The sequence below is a fragment of the Pedobacter fastidiosus genome (assembly GCF_014306625.1).
Classification (GTDB): domain Bacteria; phylum Bacteroidota; class Bacteroidia; order Sphingobacteriales; family Sphingobacteriaceae; genus Pedobacter; species Pedobacter fastidiosus.
The window spans coordinates 162,825-177,403 of the sequence record NZ_JACRYL010000009.1; the positions used below are offsets into that span (position 1 = coordinate 162,825).

A 14,579-nucleotide genomic window follows, 5' to 3' on the forward strand; every position below is an offset into this window, starting at 1 on the left:
ATTAAGACAGGTGAACGAATCCAATCTTGATACTTGATACTTAATACTCGATACTTAAAGAATGGCTAATTTAAAAGAAGTAAGAAACCGAATTGCATCGGTACAATCAACCCAGCAGATTACCAAAGCTATGAAAATGGTTTCGGCAGCGAAGTTGAAACGTGCAACAAATGCAATTATCGCTTTACGTCCTTATGCAACTAAACTGAAAGAGATTTTAGCGAATCTATCTGCAAGTTTAGAAGGTTCTTCATCGCCTTTTATTCAAGAGCGTGAACCTAATAAGGTTTTAATCGTAACTGTATCATCAAACCGTGGTTTGGCTGGTGCTTTTAACATGAACGTAATTAAAGCGGCCAACAATTTAATTGCTGAGAAATATAGCGATCAGTTGAAAAACGGAAATGTGAGTATTATTTCTATCGGTAAGAAAACTCAAGATTTTTACGAGAAACGCAATTACAACGTTATTGGTAATAACAATGAGGTTTATAATGCTTTAACTTTCGAAAACGTAACTAAAATTACCGATGCGATTATGGATGGTTTTATCAAAGGCGACTTTGATAAGGTAGAGTTAGTTTACAATCGTTTTAAAAACGCAGCTGTTCAAATTATTACTTCCGAACAATTGTTGCCATTACCAAAAGCAGAAGAAACTAAAGTTGATGCTAAAACGACCAATGTCGATTACATTTTAGAGCCGTCGCAAGAAGAGATTGTAGAACAATTAATTCCTAAGTCAGTTAAAATTCAGTTATACAAAGCAGTATTAGATTCTCACGCATCCGAGCACGGCGCACGTATGACATCAATGGATAAAGCAACTGAAAATGCTGGTGAGTTATTAAAAGCCTTAAAACTTTCTTATAACCAAGCTCGTCAGGCAGCAATTACAACTGAGTTAACTGAGATTGTAAGTGGTGCAGCAGCATTGAATGGATAACCCCTAAATCCCCTCAAGGGGACTGAAAATACAAACCCATTTCTTAACTGAGATGGGTTTTTTTATTCTTGATAAAATGGTAATCCAAAATTATTATGTTTATTTTGGATTGTAATCCAAAATTATTATGTTTTTATTGGAATGTAATCCAAAATTATTATACTTTTGTTTAGTAATTATTGATCATGATAGTAAGAAAGCAAATGGACTATGCCTTGGCAAGGCTATTTAAGGGCAAAGCATTTATTGTTTTTGGTCCGAGGCAATCGGGTAAAACTACATTTGTAGAGCAATTGTTAGCTAAGGTTGATAAAAAGACATTGTATCTTAATGGTGATGATGCTGATGTTCGCGAAAATTTGGCCAAACCCAATGCTATGCAGATTGCACAATTATTGGGCGATTATGAAATCCTTTTTATTGATGAAGCCCAACGCATAACCGATATTGGCTTATTTATAAAAATAATTGTAGATAGATTTAAGCAAGTACAGGTTATAGCAACTGGCTCTTCGGCATTTGAATTATCTGGGAAGATTAACGAACCATTAACAGGGCGTAAATATGAAATGATGCTATTGCCTTTTTCGTACGCTGAACTAGTGAAAGAAACTGATTTCATTACTGAAGAACGCTCTTTAGCGAAACGTTTAATTTACGGCTCATATCCTGAAGTAATTAATCAACCCGAACATGCAGAAGAACACTTAAAGTTATTAACTGATAGTTATTTATATAAGGATTTATTTGCTTTGGAGGAAGTTAAGAAACCACTATTATTCGAGAAAATTGTAAAAGCCTTGGCGTTGCAAGTTGGAAGTGAAGTAAACTTTTCAGAGTTGGCTCAATTGGTAAAAGCTGATCAAAAGACTGTAGATAAATATATTGATTTACTAGAAAAGGCTTTTGTAATTTTTGTTTTACCTGCGTTTTCAGGCAATGTTCGTAACGAGATTAAGAAGAATAAAAAAATATATTTTTACGATACCGGTGTGATAAATGCGATAACTAGAAACTTTAATACAATAAATAACCGAAATGATGTTGGTGCGCTTTGGGAAAATTATATGATAAGCGAGCGCAAAAAATACCTTCAACAAAATCAAATAGAAGCAGAGCTGTTTTTCTGGCGAACCACGCAACAACAAGAAATAGATTACATTGAGAAAAGAGCTGATCAACTTTTAGCGGTAGAATTTAAGTGGAATGAAAAAGCGAAAGATAAAATTCCAATCACTTTTACCAAGGCTTATCCCAGTGCAGAAACATTAATATTAGCTCAAGTGGATAGAGGAAGGTTTTTGAATGGGTAAATTCAAATTGCATCTTTTATCTTTGTACAATAATTCAATATCATGAAAAAATATATCTTCATCATTTTAACTTTTGCATTGCCAATTGGTGTCTCAGCCCAATCTCCGGTCAGAGATTACACCAATGCGGTGCTTTGGCAACAAACTTCGGGCGAATACAGAGCTTTATGTTTTCAGGCTTATAACTTTGCTCGTTTATCATTAAAAGAAGCGCTTTGGGCAGATACAAGCAAAAAATTAAACTGCGTTATTGTCGATATTGATGAAACCGTTTTGGATAATTCTGCGTTTCAAGGTCATGAGATAAAAAAAGACTTAAGTTATAATCCTGCGGATTGGACGGAATGGACAAATCTATCTCAAGCAGATACTGTGCCTGGAGCTTTGGCTTTTTTAAAGTTCGCGGCTTCAAAAAATATAGAAACTTTTTATGTGAGTAACCGAGACGAAAAGGATTATAGAGCAACTTTAAAAAACCTTCAAAAATTTGGATTTCCTTATGCCGATGACGCACATTTAGTGGTTTCAAAAGGAACCTCAAATAAAGAACCTCGTCGCCAGAAGATTGCAGAAACCCACAATATTTTATTGCTTTGCGGAGATAACCTGAGCGATTTCAGTAATATTTTTTATCGTGATGGAAAGAATACTTTTGAACAGGTAAATGGAAATCAAGCCCTTTTTGGGACAAAATTTATCGTATTGCCTAACCCAATGTATGGCGATTGGGAAAAGCCACTTTATCAAGGAGAAAAGCTAAGTGAAAAAGATAAAGCCAAACAGCGTTTAGAACGATTAAAAAGTTACTAAGTATATATAAATATTCATCAATAAGTATTACTTTTGCAACATCATAAAATAAAATTCATTATGGAAAACGAATTAAAACACAATACAGAAAGCATGAAAACGGCTAACCAGCCTGGTATTTATAAAATGATGATTTTTGGCGTACTGGTTTGTATGGTTGGTACTTATGCACGTTTTGCATTTGATTCTTGGGTTTTATCTTTAGTTTCTTGGATTATCTTATTTATCGGTGCGATTATTTGCATCAAAGGTGTTTTCAAAATTTTAGACGCATAACAATATTTTTTTCTAAATATAGAAGCCGATTATGTTAAACATAATCGGCTTTTTTTATTTTATCAAGCCTCGCAAGTTTTCAAAACCTGCGGGGCTTTGTAATTTAAAATTGAGATAAAACGGCATTATCCTCTCTCAAAGCCATCTAAAAAGGTAGTTGGGTTACCTAAAACAGTTTGTTGTATTAAGGTGAAAATAGGATGTTATAAATACTAACCAAAACATCCGACTTCTAATGGCCATTTGAAGCAAATATTTAAAATGATTAATTTTTTAGAACCACAAAATCATGAAAAGGAATATTATTGCTTTGGCTTTATGTGCCATATTATTTGGCTGCAATAGCGAAAAAAAATCAGAATCAACCGATACAACTTCGGTAAATAGTGAAGGAACGGCAGCTCAAACCGAACTGGTAACTAAAGTTATAAAAACTGCCGACATGCGTTTTAAAGTTAAAGACGCAGTAAAAACGAAACTTCAAATTAGTAAAATAGTAGCAGATCTTGATGGCGCAATTGTCGAATCAACGATTCAAAGCACTACAATAAATCAAGAACGCATAGCGTACAGTGTCGACTCGTTGCAAGAAACAACCGTTTTTAAAGCAGAGGGTGTAATTATTGCCCGGGCACCTCCAGCTTATCTCAATATTTTTAGCGATTTAGTTACCGCAACTGCAGAGCAAGTTGATAGCGCCAAAATGCAAGCGAACGACCAAAGTATAGCGTATCTACGCAATAGTTTAAAAACTAAAAATAGCGAAGATGCTCTAAAGGACGCAAAAATTGGTAAGGGAAAAGCATCAAAATCAACAGAAGAGATACTTGCTATGAAAGACGCTATTGTGGATAAGAAGCTCAATAATTTAGATATCAACGAGAAGAGTAAACTTAGCACAGTAACGCTCAGTTTTTATCAAGACAAAGGGGTTAGAAAAGTAATTGTGGCAAACGATAACCTGAGCGATAATAGACCCGCTTTTAACAAGAGGTTAGGAATGGGATTTAATTCTGGCTGGCAAATGTTTCAGGAGTTTTTATTATTCATTGCACATTCATGGGTATTTATTTTAATTATACTCATCGGTCTTATTGCCTTCAAATATTTCAGAAATAAACCAACACAAGCCTAGAACCACAAAATCATGAAAAGAAATATTATTGCTATAGCCATAATCGTAGGATTATTTGGCTGTAAAGGAGAAAACAAAAAATATGCAAGTGCTGATACCGTTAGCACCGCTGAGTTGCAAACGGAAACAGCCGACAGCACAGTAGCAGAAAAAATTGTAAAAACTGCAGATATGCGGTTTAGAGTAAAAGATGTTCAAAATACAAAAGAGCAACTGAGCAAAACCATTAAGGGGCAAGGCGGAACCGTTTCAGAGTTTTCCATTCAAAGCTCCATCCAAGAAACCAATAAAGTGAAACAATCTACAGATTCACTGAAAGAGATCACTTCATATAGAACTGAAGGTTATTTGGTGGCTAAAGTTCCGTCAGAGAAGCTAGATGATTTTACAAATGAAATTGCAAAAATGTCGGTATTTGTTGATAACCAATCCATGAAAATGGACGATCAAAGTATTGCTTATCTAGCCAACAAATTGAAAGCAGAAAATAGGGTAGATGCCATTAATAAGATTAACAGAGTAGCATCCAAGAAAAGCGCTAATGTAGAAACCTCCCTGTACCTAAAGGATGATTATGTAGATAAGAAAATTGAAAATATGCAAATCGATAGTCGTGTAAAATTCAGCACGATCAAGCTAAATTTTTATCAGGATAATACGGTTAAAACGATGATTGTTGCTAATGATAATCTTTATGATTATCGCCCCGCTTTTGTAAACAGGCTTTGGCTTGGTTTTGTAAATGGCTGGACTATTTTCAAAGAAATTATCATTGCCATTTCTAACTTATGGATGTTGTTGGTATTGGGAATTGCAGGATTCCTCGTTTTTAAATATTATAAAGCCAAAAGTATTTAGCATCACCTTATTGGGAGGCACGAAGCTGCTGTATAACTTCGTGCCTTGAAATGACAGCTTTACGATAAAAATTACTTCTTAACCTTTACAGCCAATCCCTTAACTTTAGTTTTGTTATCACTAACAAAAGATTCCCATCCAGAATAGGTTTTAGATTTTCCTCCGGTTGCAATTTTTTGAAAGGAATGGCACATGGCAACCGCTAATCCATCGGTGGCATCTAAAAACTCTGGTGTTTCTTTAAAGTTTAGCAACCGTTGCAACATAGAAGCCACTTGTTCTTTCGTAGCATTACCGTTTCCAGTAATAGATTGTTTAATCTTTCTCGGAGCATATTCTGTTACCGAAATATTCCGAGATAATGCAGCTGCAATTGCAATGCCCTGAGCCCTGCCCAATTTCAAAAGTACCTGGATGTTTTTGCCATAAAAAGGAGCTTCAATTGCTAATACATCAGGTTTATATTGATCAATAAGAAGTACTGTTTTTTCGAAAATTCGTTGTAGTTTTAAAAAGGGGTCGTCTAAATGAGTCATCTTTACAACTCCTAAACTTATTAATTCTGTTTTGTTTCCTGTCTCTAAAATTACCCCATAACCCATCACCGCAGTGCCTGGATCAATGCCCATAATTACCCGTTCCTTTTTTTCGTTCAACATTACAGCAATATTAAGCATATTTGCAAACTAAAAGGAGAATCTTGACAGGTAAGCATAAAAAAATATTATCCATCTTAATAAAAGCTGCAATAATAGTATTTGCCTTTTGGTTTATCTATCATAAAATTGTAGCCAACAAAAATCTTCAAAATTTTGAAAGTCTTTTAAAGGATATTCAGTGGACAGAGATTGTTAGCGTTATTGGATTCGTTTTTTTCTTGATGCTGGTTAACTGGCTTTTGGAGGCTGCAAAATGGAAAAGGTTAATGAGCCATATTGAGCGCATAAGCTTTTGGCGAGCCATAGAATCGGTTTTTTGTGGATTAACCTTAGCTATTTTTACTCCAAATCGTTTGGGAGAATATGGAGGAAGAGTTTTCTTTTTATCACCTAAAAGAAGGATTGTTGGCATTGTAGCTATGACGGTTGGTAATATCGGTCAATTGGTTTTAACCAATGTTTTTGGTGCAATTGCAGCCTGTTTCTTTATTTATAGATTTATTCCAATAGATCATTTAATGTTTACGGCTGTGGTAATTCTGGCCTCCGCTTTTTGTCTGTTTTTTATTGTTTTTTATTTTAACATTCAATGGCTTAACGGGATTTTGTTATCCTTTAAATTCACTAGAAAATACAAGAAATTCTACAGCATTTTAGGTCGATACAGAAAAGGAGAGCTATTTAAAATTATACTTTTTTGTTTGGCTAGATACATTGTGTTTAGTTCGCAATATTTCATATTATTTGTTTGGCTAGTACCAGGTTTGCATTACGCAGATATCGTTATGATGACCTGTATATTGTTTCTAATTCAATCGGCCTTGCCCTCATTAGATCTTTTTGATGTTGGCGTTAGAAGTGTAACAGCCGTAGAATTATTTAAGCATGTAACCGATCAGCATGTAGCAGTTATTGCATGTACGGCAAGTATTTGGCTTATAAATATTATTATTCCTGCTATATTAGGCACTTATTTCGTCTTTAAACTTAATTTTTTTGGAACTCCTAAAACTCATTAGTCTATTATCCGCTGCGCTAACCTTAATTTATGGTTTTTTGGTCTTAAGTTTTAGTAGAGGCTGGCATAAATTAATCTATTTTAATCCAAAAAATTTAGAACCAAAAACCAAGGTTTCGATTATTGTTGCTGCCAGAGATGAAGAAGAAAATATTACCAAAACCATAGAAGATTTAATCGCCCAAAAATATCCCAAAGCACTAACGGAGATTATTATTATCGATGATCATTCAACCGATAGAACTGCAGAAATTGTTCTCAGCTATTCGGATCGCAATGTTAAACTAATTAAACTTAATGAAGATAGGGCGCTTAATTCTTATAAGAAAAAGGCGATTCAAACGGCAATTGGAACCTGTATTGGCGATTTGATTATCACCACAGATGCCGATTGCAGAATGGGCGAAAACTGGCTTTCTACAGTTGTAAGTTTATACGAAGAAAGGGATTATAAAATGATTTCTTCGCCTGTTGCCTACTTTCAAGAGAAAAGCTTTTTCGAAAGATTGCAATCTTTGGAGTTCTTGTATCTGATTGGCTTGGGTGCATCTACCATCGGTAACAAACAACCCTCAACCTGTAATGGTGCTAACTTGGCATACGAGAAAAAAACCTTTTATGAAGTTGGTGGCTTTCAAGGGATAGATGATTTAGCATCGGGCGATGATGAATTGCTGTTGCATAAAATTGCAGCTAAATATCCAGATCGAATCGGTTTTCTCAAAAACAGAGAGGCTATTGTATATACGCATGCAAAAGAAAATCTGAGTGCTTTTATTCAGCAGAGAAAGAGATGGGCATCAAAAAGTACACGTTATAAAAACAAAGCAATTATTGTTTTAGGCGTTTTAATCTGGATCTTCAATTTAAGTATTCTTGGAAATTTTATAGCTGGATTGTTTTTTCCTGAGTTTTTAACTGTCACATTTTATCAGCTACTCGTTAAAATGATTTTAGAAACCTTATTTTTATGGGATGTTACAGGCTTCGCAAAACGCAGAAGTCTACTCATTTTAATCCCTGTTTTAAATGTTTTGCACGTACTTTATATGGTTTATATCGGCATTGCTGGAAACAGTGGAAAATACAATTGGAAAGGCAGAATGGTTAGATAATGGATAATAGCCCATCTAAAAAAGTTTGGTTAAAGTTTAAGCGAAATAAATTCGCTTTTGGAGGTTTAATTTTTATTTTATTATTAATGTTGATGGGAATTTTGGGCTATATTATTATGCCCGATGATTCGCCAAGTGCAAACATTATGCACCTCCAACTCACAAATAAAAAACCTGGCCAATCTTTTCAGTTTCTAATTACGAGTAAAAACCCGAAGGTTAAGGAAGTTAATTTTTTTGAAAGAATGCTCTATGGTCAGGAACCTAATTTTAAGAGCATTCCGATAACCTCTTATCGTTTAACAAAAGATACTGTTTATGCTCGCGAATATATTGGTGAGGATGAAAAGGCAGAAGAAAGCAAATACGAATTAAAAGAAATTTGCCCAAGTTGTGTATTGCCATCCAAAATCGGCACGCCACAGATAATTTTCGAAAAGAATAACATCTATACACAAACTTTCCTTTTAGGAACGGACATTTACGGCCGGGACTTATTAAGTCGTTTAATTTTAGGAATCAGAGTTTCCTTATCCGTTGGATTAATGGCAGTTTTAATTTCTCTATTTATCGGGGTAACATTAGGCGCAATAGCAGGTTATTTCGGTGGGAGAGTAGACGCCACAATCAGCTGGTTTATGAATGTCGTTTGGTCGTTACCGTCATTGCTTTTGGTTATTGCTATATCTTTTGCGCTTGGAAAGGGATTTTGGCAAATCTTTATTGCCGTTGGATTATCTACTTGGGTTGATGTGGCCAGATTGGTTCGTGGGCAGGTAATGGCTTTAAAAGAAGTGGAATTTGTTGAAGCTGCAAGAGCATTGGGCTTCAGCACTGCAAGAACAATTGTTAAACACATTTTACCAAACATAGCAGGCCCAATTTTAGTCGTCGCATCTTCTAATTTCGCATCAGCAATATTGCTTGAAACCGGATTAAGTTTTTTGGGTTTTGGTGCTCAACCTCCAATGCCAAGTTGGGGCAGCATGATTAAAGAACATTACGGCTATATTATAATGGATGCAGCTTACTTGGCAATTTTGCCAGGTTTAGCCATTATGTTTACCGTATATGCTTTTAATGTTTTAGCCATTGGCTTACGCGATGCTTTTGATGTTAAAGGACAAAACGTTTCTGTTTAGATAGATTAATCTTGTCCATTATCAATTTACTTTTTTTTCTTTGAGGCTTTTGCCCGTGGATTAAATTCTAAAGCTAAATCTAGCCACCAATATAAATCCTTATTTTGATTCACTACATCTTCAGAAACTAGGATATAACCCTTCATTACCGTCATTTTCATTACCATTTGTTCCCAGCCGTCTTTGTCTTCTAATGATGTTAAACTTTCCGGATCGATTCTGAGCATGATTTTGTTCTTCATTACGCCTATGCACATTTTGCCATCAACCATAAAAACTAAACCACTAAACATTTCTTTTTCCTCTAAAATGGGTAGAAACATTAATTTTTCTCTTATCCGGTTAGCTAGGTTTTCGTCGTATCGCATGTTGTTATACCAATGATTTAATAAGTAAAAATACTTATCTTAAAATCATATCGTTCAATTAATCAATAAATCTTAATTTTGCATTGATGTTATTAAACTGTTATCAGGAAGAATTTTTAGAAGCTGGATGTGATGAAGCAGGAAGAGGCTGCCTTGCTGGACCTGTTTTTGCAGCGGCAGTAATTTTACCAAGGGATTTTAAATTCGAAGGTTTAAATGATTCTAAGCAATTAACCCATCAACAACGAGACATTTTACGCCCCATTATCGAAAAAGAAGCATTAGCTTGGGCGGTTGCTTCTTGCGATCATGAAGAAATTGATAAGATAAACATTTTAAATGCATCTTTTTTAGCCATGCACCGGGCGATTGAAAAATTGCATACCCAACCTCAGTATTTGGTTATTGATGGAAATCGATTTAGGGCATTTCCTCAAATTCCACACAGTTGCATTATAAAGGGCGATGGAAAATATCTAAATATCGCCGCAGCATCTATTTTGGCTAAAACGCATCGCGATGAATTTATGACTAATCTTCATATCGATTTTCCTCATTACAACTGGCAGCAAAATAAGGGTTATCCAACAATTGCGCACCGTAAGGCAGTAATCGAAATCGGTTTATCTCCCTTTCATCGCAAAACTTTTAACGTAAGCGATCCTCAGCTAGATTTGTTTTCAAAAAACGCCTAAATTTTCGTATTTTCACAACATTGTGAAGATTCTGTTAATTACTAAGCGAGTTCCCTTTCCTCCAAATAGTGGTTATCCAATTGTGGTTTACAACACCATGAAAGGCCTGCTGCAACTTGGTGCAGATATTACTTTGTTTAGTTTGAACCCCATAAAGGGCAGAATAGATAAAGAGGAAATTTACGATCCTGTTTTCGAAAAAATCAATTTTCACAGTTACGAACTCGATACAAGCGTTAATGTATGGTCGGCTTTTTTTAATATTTTCACTAACGAATCTTACAACGTTTCTAGATATTACAGTGAAGAAGCCGCTCGGCAATTGGAGAATATTCTACGCGAAAACGTTTTTGATATCATTCAGTTTGAAGGACTTTTTGTAGTTCCTTACCTTGATGTTGTTAAAGAAAATAGTAATGCAAAGCTGATTTATCGAGCTCATAATATCGAGTTTACTTTATGGGAAAGACTTTCTCATTCTGAAAGTTTTCTGATTCGAAGGAAATATTTAGCTTTTCTCGCTCAGCGTTTAAAAGCTTATGAGACTGATCAGATTAATAGATTTCACCAAATTTTCGCAATTAGCGAACCCGATCGGCAAAGTATTTTAAGGTTTGGTTGCGAAATACCAATGTCGGTTTTTCCTGTTGCCATAGATTTGGATCGGTATAAAGTTGATAAAAGTAAAACTAGTTTCCCAACCTTATTCCATTTGGGAGCAATGGATTGGCGACCTAATCAAGAAGGACTAGAGTGGTTTCTAGATGATATTTGGCCAGATATTGAAAAACTGAATAAAGACTTGAGATTTTATATTGCCGGTAAACATATGCAAAGGCATTTCTTTGAGTACGATTCTGATAATTTAATTGTGGAGGGTGAAGTTTTCGATGCGATAGAATTTATGAACTCCAAAGCGATTATGATTGTTCCCTTAATTTCTGGTACAGGCATGCGGGTGAAAATAATCGAAGGCATGGCAATGAAGAAATGTATTATCGCTACAACCACAGCTGCCGAGGGTATAAATTGTAAACATGGTTATGATATACTAATTGCCGATTCTGCCGATGAATTTTACCGTTCTATTTTACAATGTATCATCAACCCAAAAAAATGGATGGAGATTGGCGATAATGCCCGGAAAACGGTTGAGAACGATCATGGGATCCATTTGATTACGACCAAAATGCTGAAAATTTACGAAGGCTTGGTAAGTGCGTGATCTAAAACTTATAGACAAGTATTCTTCGTGCCTCACTATGATAGCGGTTTAAAAAGATTGCAGTAAAAGCCCCAAAGGGTATCTGTGGCATGGGACTACAGAACCCATAAAACACTACCATTCATTTCCGAAACCTTGAAAAAATCTCGTTTGAATTAGCCCAAAACTTTGCCTTTTTCTTAGTAGTTTTGCCCCCAAGAAAATAAAGAATGAAAAACACCGCATTAACTGAAAAACATATCGCTTTAGGCGCTAAAATGGTTCCATTTGCAGGTTACAACATGCCTGTTACTTACGAAGGTATAAACGCAGAACACGCAACTGTTCGTAATAGCGTAGGGGTTTTTGATGTGAGCCATATGGGCGAATTTATTTTGAAAGGCGAAAATGCTTTAGATTTAATTCAGCGTGTTACCAGTAACGATGCTTCTAAATTATTCGATGGAAAAGTTCAATACTCTTGCCTGCCAAATAAAGACGGCGGTATTGTAGATGATCTATTGGTGTATCGCATTGATGAGAAAAGTTATATGTTGGTTGTTAATGCATCGAACATAGAAAAAGACTGGAACTGGATTCAGCAGTTTAATGATAAAGATGTTGAAATGCACAATATTTCTGATAAGACATCTTTATTGGCTATCCAAGGTCCGAAGGCTGCTGATGCTTTACAAACCTTAACTGATTTTGATTTGGCATCAATGGAATACTATACTTTTGTTAAAGGTAAATTCGCGGGTGTTGATAATGTGATCATTTCTGCAACAGGTTATACAGGTGCTGGTGGCTTTGAGATTTATTTTGATAATGAGCATGCAAATAAAATTTGGGATGCTATTTTCGAAGCAGGAAAAGCGAATAACATTAAGCCAATTGGTTTAGGTGCTCGTGATACTTTACGTTTAGAAATGGGTTTCTGTTTATATGGAAACGACATCGATGATACAACATCGCCAATTGAAGCAGGCTTAGGCTGGATTACAAAATTTACTAAATCCTTTACAAATTCTGAAGCTTTACTAGCGCAAAAGGAAGCTGGTATTCAAAAGAAATTGGTTGGTTTCGAAATGATTGATAGAGGAATTCCTCGTCATGATTATGAAATTGCCGATGCTGAAGGAAATATTATTGGTAAGGTAACTTCGGGTACTCAAGCACCATCATTACAGAAGGCAATTGGGATGGGTTATATCGCTAAAGATTTTTCGAAAGAAGGAACTGAGGTTTTCATTTTAATCCGTAATACGCCAATCAAAGCCAAAATTGTTAAGTTTCCATTTTATAAATAGATACAAGTAGTGAGTATCAGGTATCAATATAAATTCATCTTGATACCTGATACCTGATATTTGAAACTCCTTACATGTCAAAAAAAATAGAGGTTTGTTTAACGCCTGCTCTAATCGATTTATACGATATCGAAGAAAGCATTGTGGTGGTTATTGATATTTTAAGAGCAACATCATCCATAACTTACGGAATAGATAATGGTGCCGAAGCGATAATTCCTGTCGCCAATGTTGAAGACTGTTTAACTTATGCGGATAAGGGTTTTCTACTTGCTGCAGAACGTAATGGAGAAGTTGTGACTGGTTTTGATTTCGGTAATTCTCCTTTCTCTTACACCAAAGAAAAAGTTGGTGGCAAAACAATTGTACTTACTACAACAAATGGAACAAAGGCACTTCATCTGGCTCAAAAAAGAGCTTTTCAAGTTGTAATTGGATCTTTTTTAAATCTTGATTCGCTTTGCGATTATTTAAAAGCGCAGAATAAGAATGTGCTTTTGCTGTGCGCAGGTTGGAAAGATCAGTTTAATTTAGAAGATACCTTATTTGCAGGTGCAGTTGTAGAAAAACTTCGTAAAAGCTTTGCGCATTTTGATGATTCTAGTGTAGCCGCTGAGGATTTATATGCATTGGCTAAAAGTGATTTAAGAAAATATCTTCATAAATCTTCGCACAGCCACCGCTTGGCAGAATTAAACATAGAAGAAGATGTAGTATTCTGTTTGCAGTTAAATACTTGCAAATCAATACCTGTTTTAGATGGAGAAAGATTGGTAAGGCTATAGACTTAAGCATATCGTCTTTTCGAACGAATTTTTCATGAGGAGAAATCTTTAAAAATTATTCCCTTTTTTAGTTCAATCGTGCCTCATTTCGAGATGACGATTAAATTTACTTGGTTATCAACTCCCTAATTGTTGGGCTGTTTTTAATTACATTTAAGGCTTCCTCATGCGCTAACCAATAAATATCTTCAGCACGTTTCATATCGAATGTACTAATAGCACCCAAACCTTTTGGCTCAATCATTACATTACAGAATTTGGCTTTACGTTCCATATCATGATTGATCGACATTACGCCTGCTCGGCCCATTAAATTGGTAATTCCCGTAATTTTATCAACTGGCTTTAAGTGGTTACAGGATGATCCTATAATAAAATCGCATTCATCCATTAGAGGTTCAACAGGGAAATTATTTAAAATTCCACCATCAACATACATTTGTCCATCGATCATAATGGGTTTAAAAATACCCGGAATGCAACTCGAAGCATGAATGGCTCTAATTAATGGTCCCTTTGTAAAATAAACCAATCGGCCTTCGCTAAAATTAACTGCAGCAATGGTAAGTGGTATTTTTAGTTTTTCAATGCTATCTTCAGGGAAATATTCTTTTAAAATAAGTGCAGTGTTTTCAATATTGATTAATCCCAGAGAACCAACCGCCGGGCGAACGAATCGCCAAAGTTTGGTTTTTAGAAAAATATTCAGCCCTTCTTCCGGATCGATGCCTGCAGCAAAAAAAGCTCCGGCAATTGCTCCAGCACTTGTGCCGCTAATGTGACTAAAGGTAATGCCTAAATTACTGAATGCTTTAAGAACGCCTAGATGTGCTATTCCTCTGATTCCTCCGCCTGATAATACGATGCCAACTTTCATTTATATAAATCTGAGATGTAGCTATTAGATTTTAGAACGACTAATTGTTACAATTTGTTTTCCTTAAC

Annotated in this window: 16 protein-coding genes; 13 read left to right on the forward strand and 3 right to left on the reverse strand. The window is 35.3% G+C overall.

What is annotated here, in order from left to right; all coding sequences use genetic code 11:
• The first annotated feature begins 61 nt into the window (after window positions 1-61).
• From atpG to H7U22_RS11900, 6 genes are all read left to right on the forward strand, one after another.
• A complete protein-coding gene (gene atpG / locus H7U22_RS11875) occupies window positions 62-946 on the forward strand; it encodes an ATP synthase F1 subunit gamma (RefSeq protein WP_187071572.1) in 885 nt (294 codons plus the stop codon).
• 185 nt (window positions 947-1,131) lie between these two features.
• Window positions 1,132-2,259: an ATP-binding protein gene (locus H7U22_RS11880; RefSeq protein WP_187071573.1), complete on the forward strand. Its 1,128-nt coding sequence runs from the start codon at window positions 1,132-1,134 to the stop codon at window positions 2,257-2,259.
• Window positions 2,260-2,301: 42 nt separating this feature from the next.
• Complete coding sequence (locus tag H7U22_RS11885) at window positions 2,302-3,069, forward strand: 5'-nucleotidase, lipoprotein e(P4) family (protein ID WP_187071574.1); 768 nt, start codon at window positions 2,302-2,304, stop codon at window positions 3,067-3,069.
• 60 nt (window positions 3,070-3,129) lie between these two features.
• Complete coding sequence (locus H7U22_RS11890) at window positions 3,130-3,345, forward strand: hypothetical protein (protein WP_187071575.1); 216 nt, start codon at window positions 3,130-3,132, stop codon at window positions 3,343-3,345.
• Window positions 3,346-3,634: 289 nt separating this feature from the next.
• A complete protein-coding gene (locus tag H7U22_RS11895; protein ID WP_187071576.1) occupies window positions 3,635-4,480 on the forward strand; it encodes a DUF4349 domain-containing protein in 846 nt (281 codons plus the stop codon).
• 12 nt (window positions 4,481-4,492) lie between these two features.
• On the forward strand, window positions 4,493-5,338 hold the full coding sequence (locus H7U22_RS11900; protein WP_187071577.1) for a DUF4349 domain-containing protein: 846 nt from the start codon (window positions 4,493-4,495) through the stop codon (window positions 5,336-5,338).
• A 71-nt stretch (window positions 5,339-5,409) separates the two neighbouring features.
• Here the strand turns inward: H7U22_RS11900 and ruvC are convergent, their stop codons facing one another.
• Window positions 5,410-5,997 carry a crossover junction endodeoxyribonuclease RuvC gene (gene ruvC, locus H7U22_RS11905; RefSeq protein WP_187071578.1) on the reverse strand — a complete coding sequence of 196 codons (588 nt, stop codon included), beginning with the start codon at window positions 5,995-5,997 and terminating at the stop codon, window positions 5,410-5,412.
• A 41-nt stretch (window positions 5,998-6,038) separates the two neighbouring features.
• Here ruvC and H7U22_RS11910 point away from each other — a divergent pair, with 41 nt between their 5' ends.
• From H7U22_RS11910 to H7U22_RS11920, 3 genes are read left to right on the forward strand one after another with little or no spacing between them, the layout of a single operon-like run.
• A complete protein-coding gene (locus H7U22_RS11910) occupies window positions 6,039-7,016 on the forward strand; it encodes a lysylphosphatidylglycerol synthase transmembrane domain-containing protein (RefSeq protein WP_187071579.1) in 978 nt (325 codons plus the stop codon).
• The gene (locus H7U22_RS11915) at window positions 6,994-8,130 is read left to right on the forward strand and encodes a glycosyltransferase family 2 protein (protein ID WP_187071580.1); all 1,137 of its coding nucleotides are present in this window, start codon (window positions 6,994-6,996) and stop codon (window positions 8,128-8,130) included. Before H7U22_RS11910 ends, H7U22_RS11915 begins: the two co-directional genes overlap by 23 nt.
• Window positions 8,130-9,272, forward strand: coding sequence for an ABC transporter permease (locus tag H7U22_RS11920; RefSeq protein ID WP_187071581.1), 1,143 nt, complete (start codon window positions 8,130-8,132; stop codon window positions 9,270-9,272). Before H7U22_RS11915 ends, H7U22_RS11920 begins: the two co-directional genes overlap by 1 nt.
• A 26-nt stretch (window positions 9,273-9,298) precedes the next feature.
• On the opposite strand, the gene H7U22_RS11925 is transcribed toward H7U22_RS11920, so the two are convergent.
• Window positions 9,299-9,640 (reverse strand): TfoX/Sxy family protein, encoded by a 342-nt coding sequence (locus tag H7U22_RS11925; RefSeq protein WP_187071582.1) that lies wholly within the window; start codon window positions 9,638-9,640, stop codon window positions 9,299-9,301.
• Window positions 9,641-9,726: 86 nt separating this feature from the next.
• Between H7U22_RS11925 and H7U22_RS11930 the strand changes: the two genes are divergently transcribed.
• The 4 genes from H7U22_RS11930 to H7U22_RS11945 all read left to right on the forward strand — a co-directional run bounded on the left by H7U22_RS11930 (window position 9,727) and on the right by H7U22_RS11945 (window position 13,634).
• A complete protein-coding gene (locus H7U22_RS11930; protein WP_187071583.1) occupies window positions 9,727-10,335 on the forward strand; it encodes a ribonuclease HII in 609 nt (202 codons plus the stop codon).
• A 22-nt stretch (window positions 10,336-10,357) separates the two neighbouring features.
• A complete protein-coding gene (locus H7U22_RS11935; RefSeq protein ID WP_187071584.1) occupies window positions 10,358-11,560 on the forward strand; it encodes a glycosyltransferase family 4 protein in 1,203 nt (400 codons plus the stop codon).
• A gap of 209 nt (window positions 11,561-11,769) precedes the next feature.
• Entirely contained in the window at window positions 11,770-12,849 is a 1,080-nt protein-coding gene (gcvT, locus tag H7U22_RS11940; RefSeq protein WP_187071585.1) for a glycine cleavage system aminomethyltransferase GcvT, read from the forward strand.
• 74 nt (window positions 12,850-12,923) lie between these two features.
• Window positions 12,924-13,634, forward strand: a complete 711-nt coding sequence (locus H7U22_RS11945; protein WP_187071586.1) for a 2-phosphosulfolactate phosphatase — start codon at window positions 12,924-12,926, stop codon at window positions 13,632-13,634.
• A 106-nt stretch (window positions 13,635-13,740) separates the two neighbouring features.
• Here the strand turns inward: H7U22_RS11945 and H7U22_RS11950 are convergent, their stop codons facing one another.
• Entirely contained in the window at window positions 13,741-14,511 is a 771-nt protein-coding gene (locus H7U22_RS11950) for a patatin-like phospholipase family protein (protein ID WP_187071587.1), read from the reverse strand.
• Window positions 14,512-14,579: the final 68 nt, after the last annotated feature.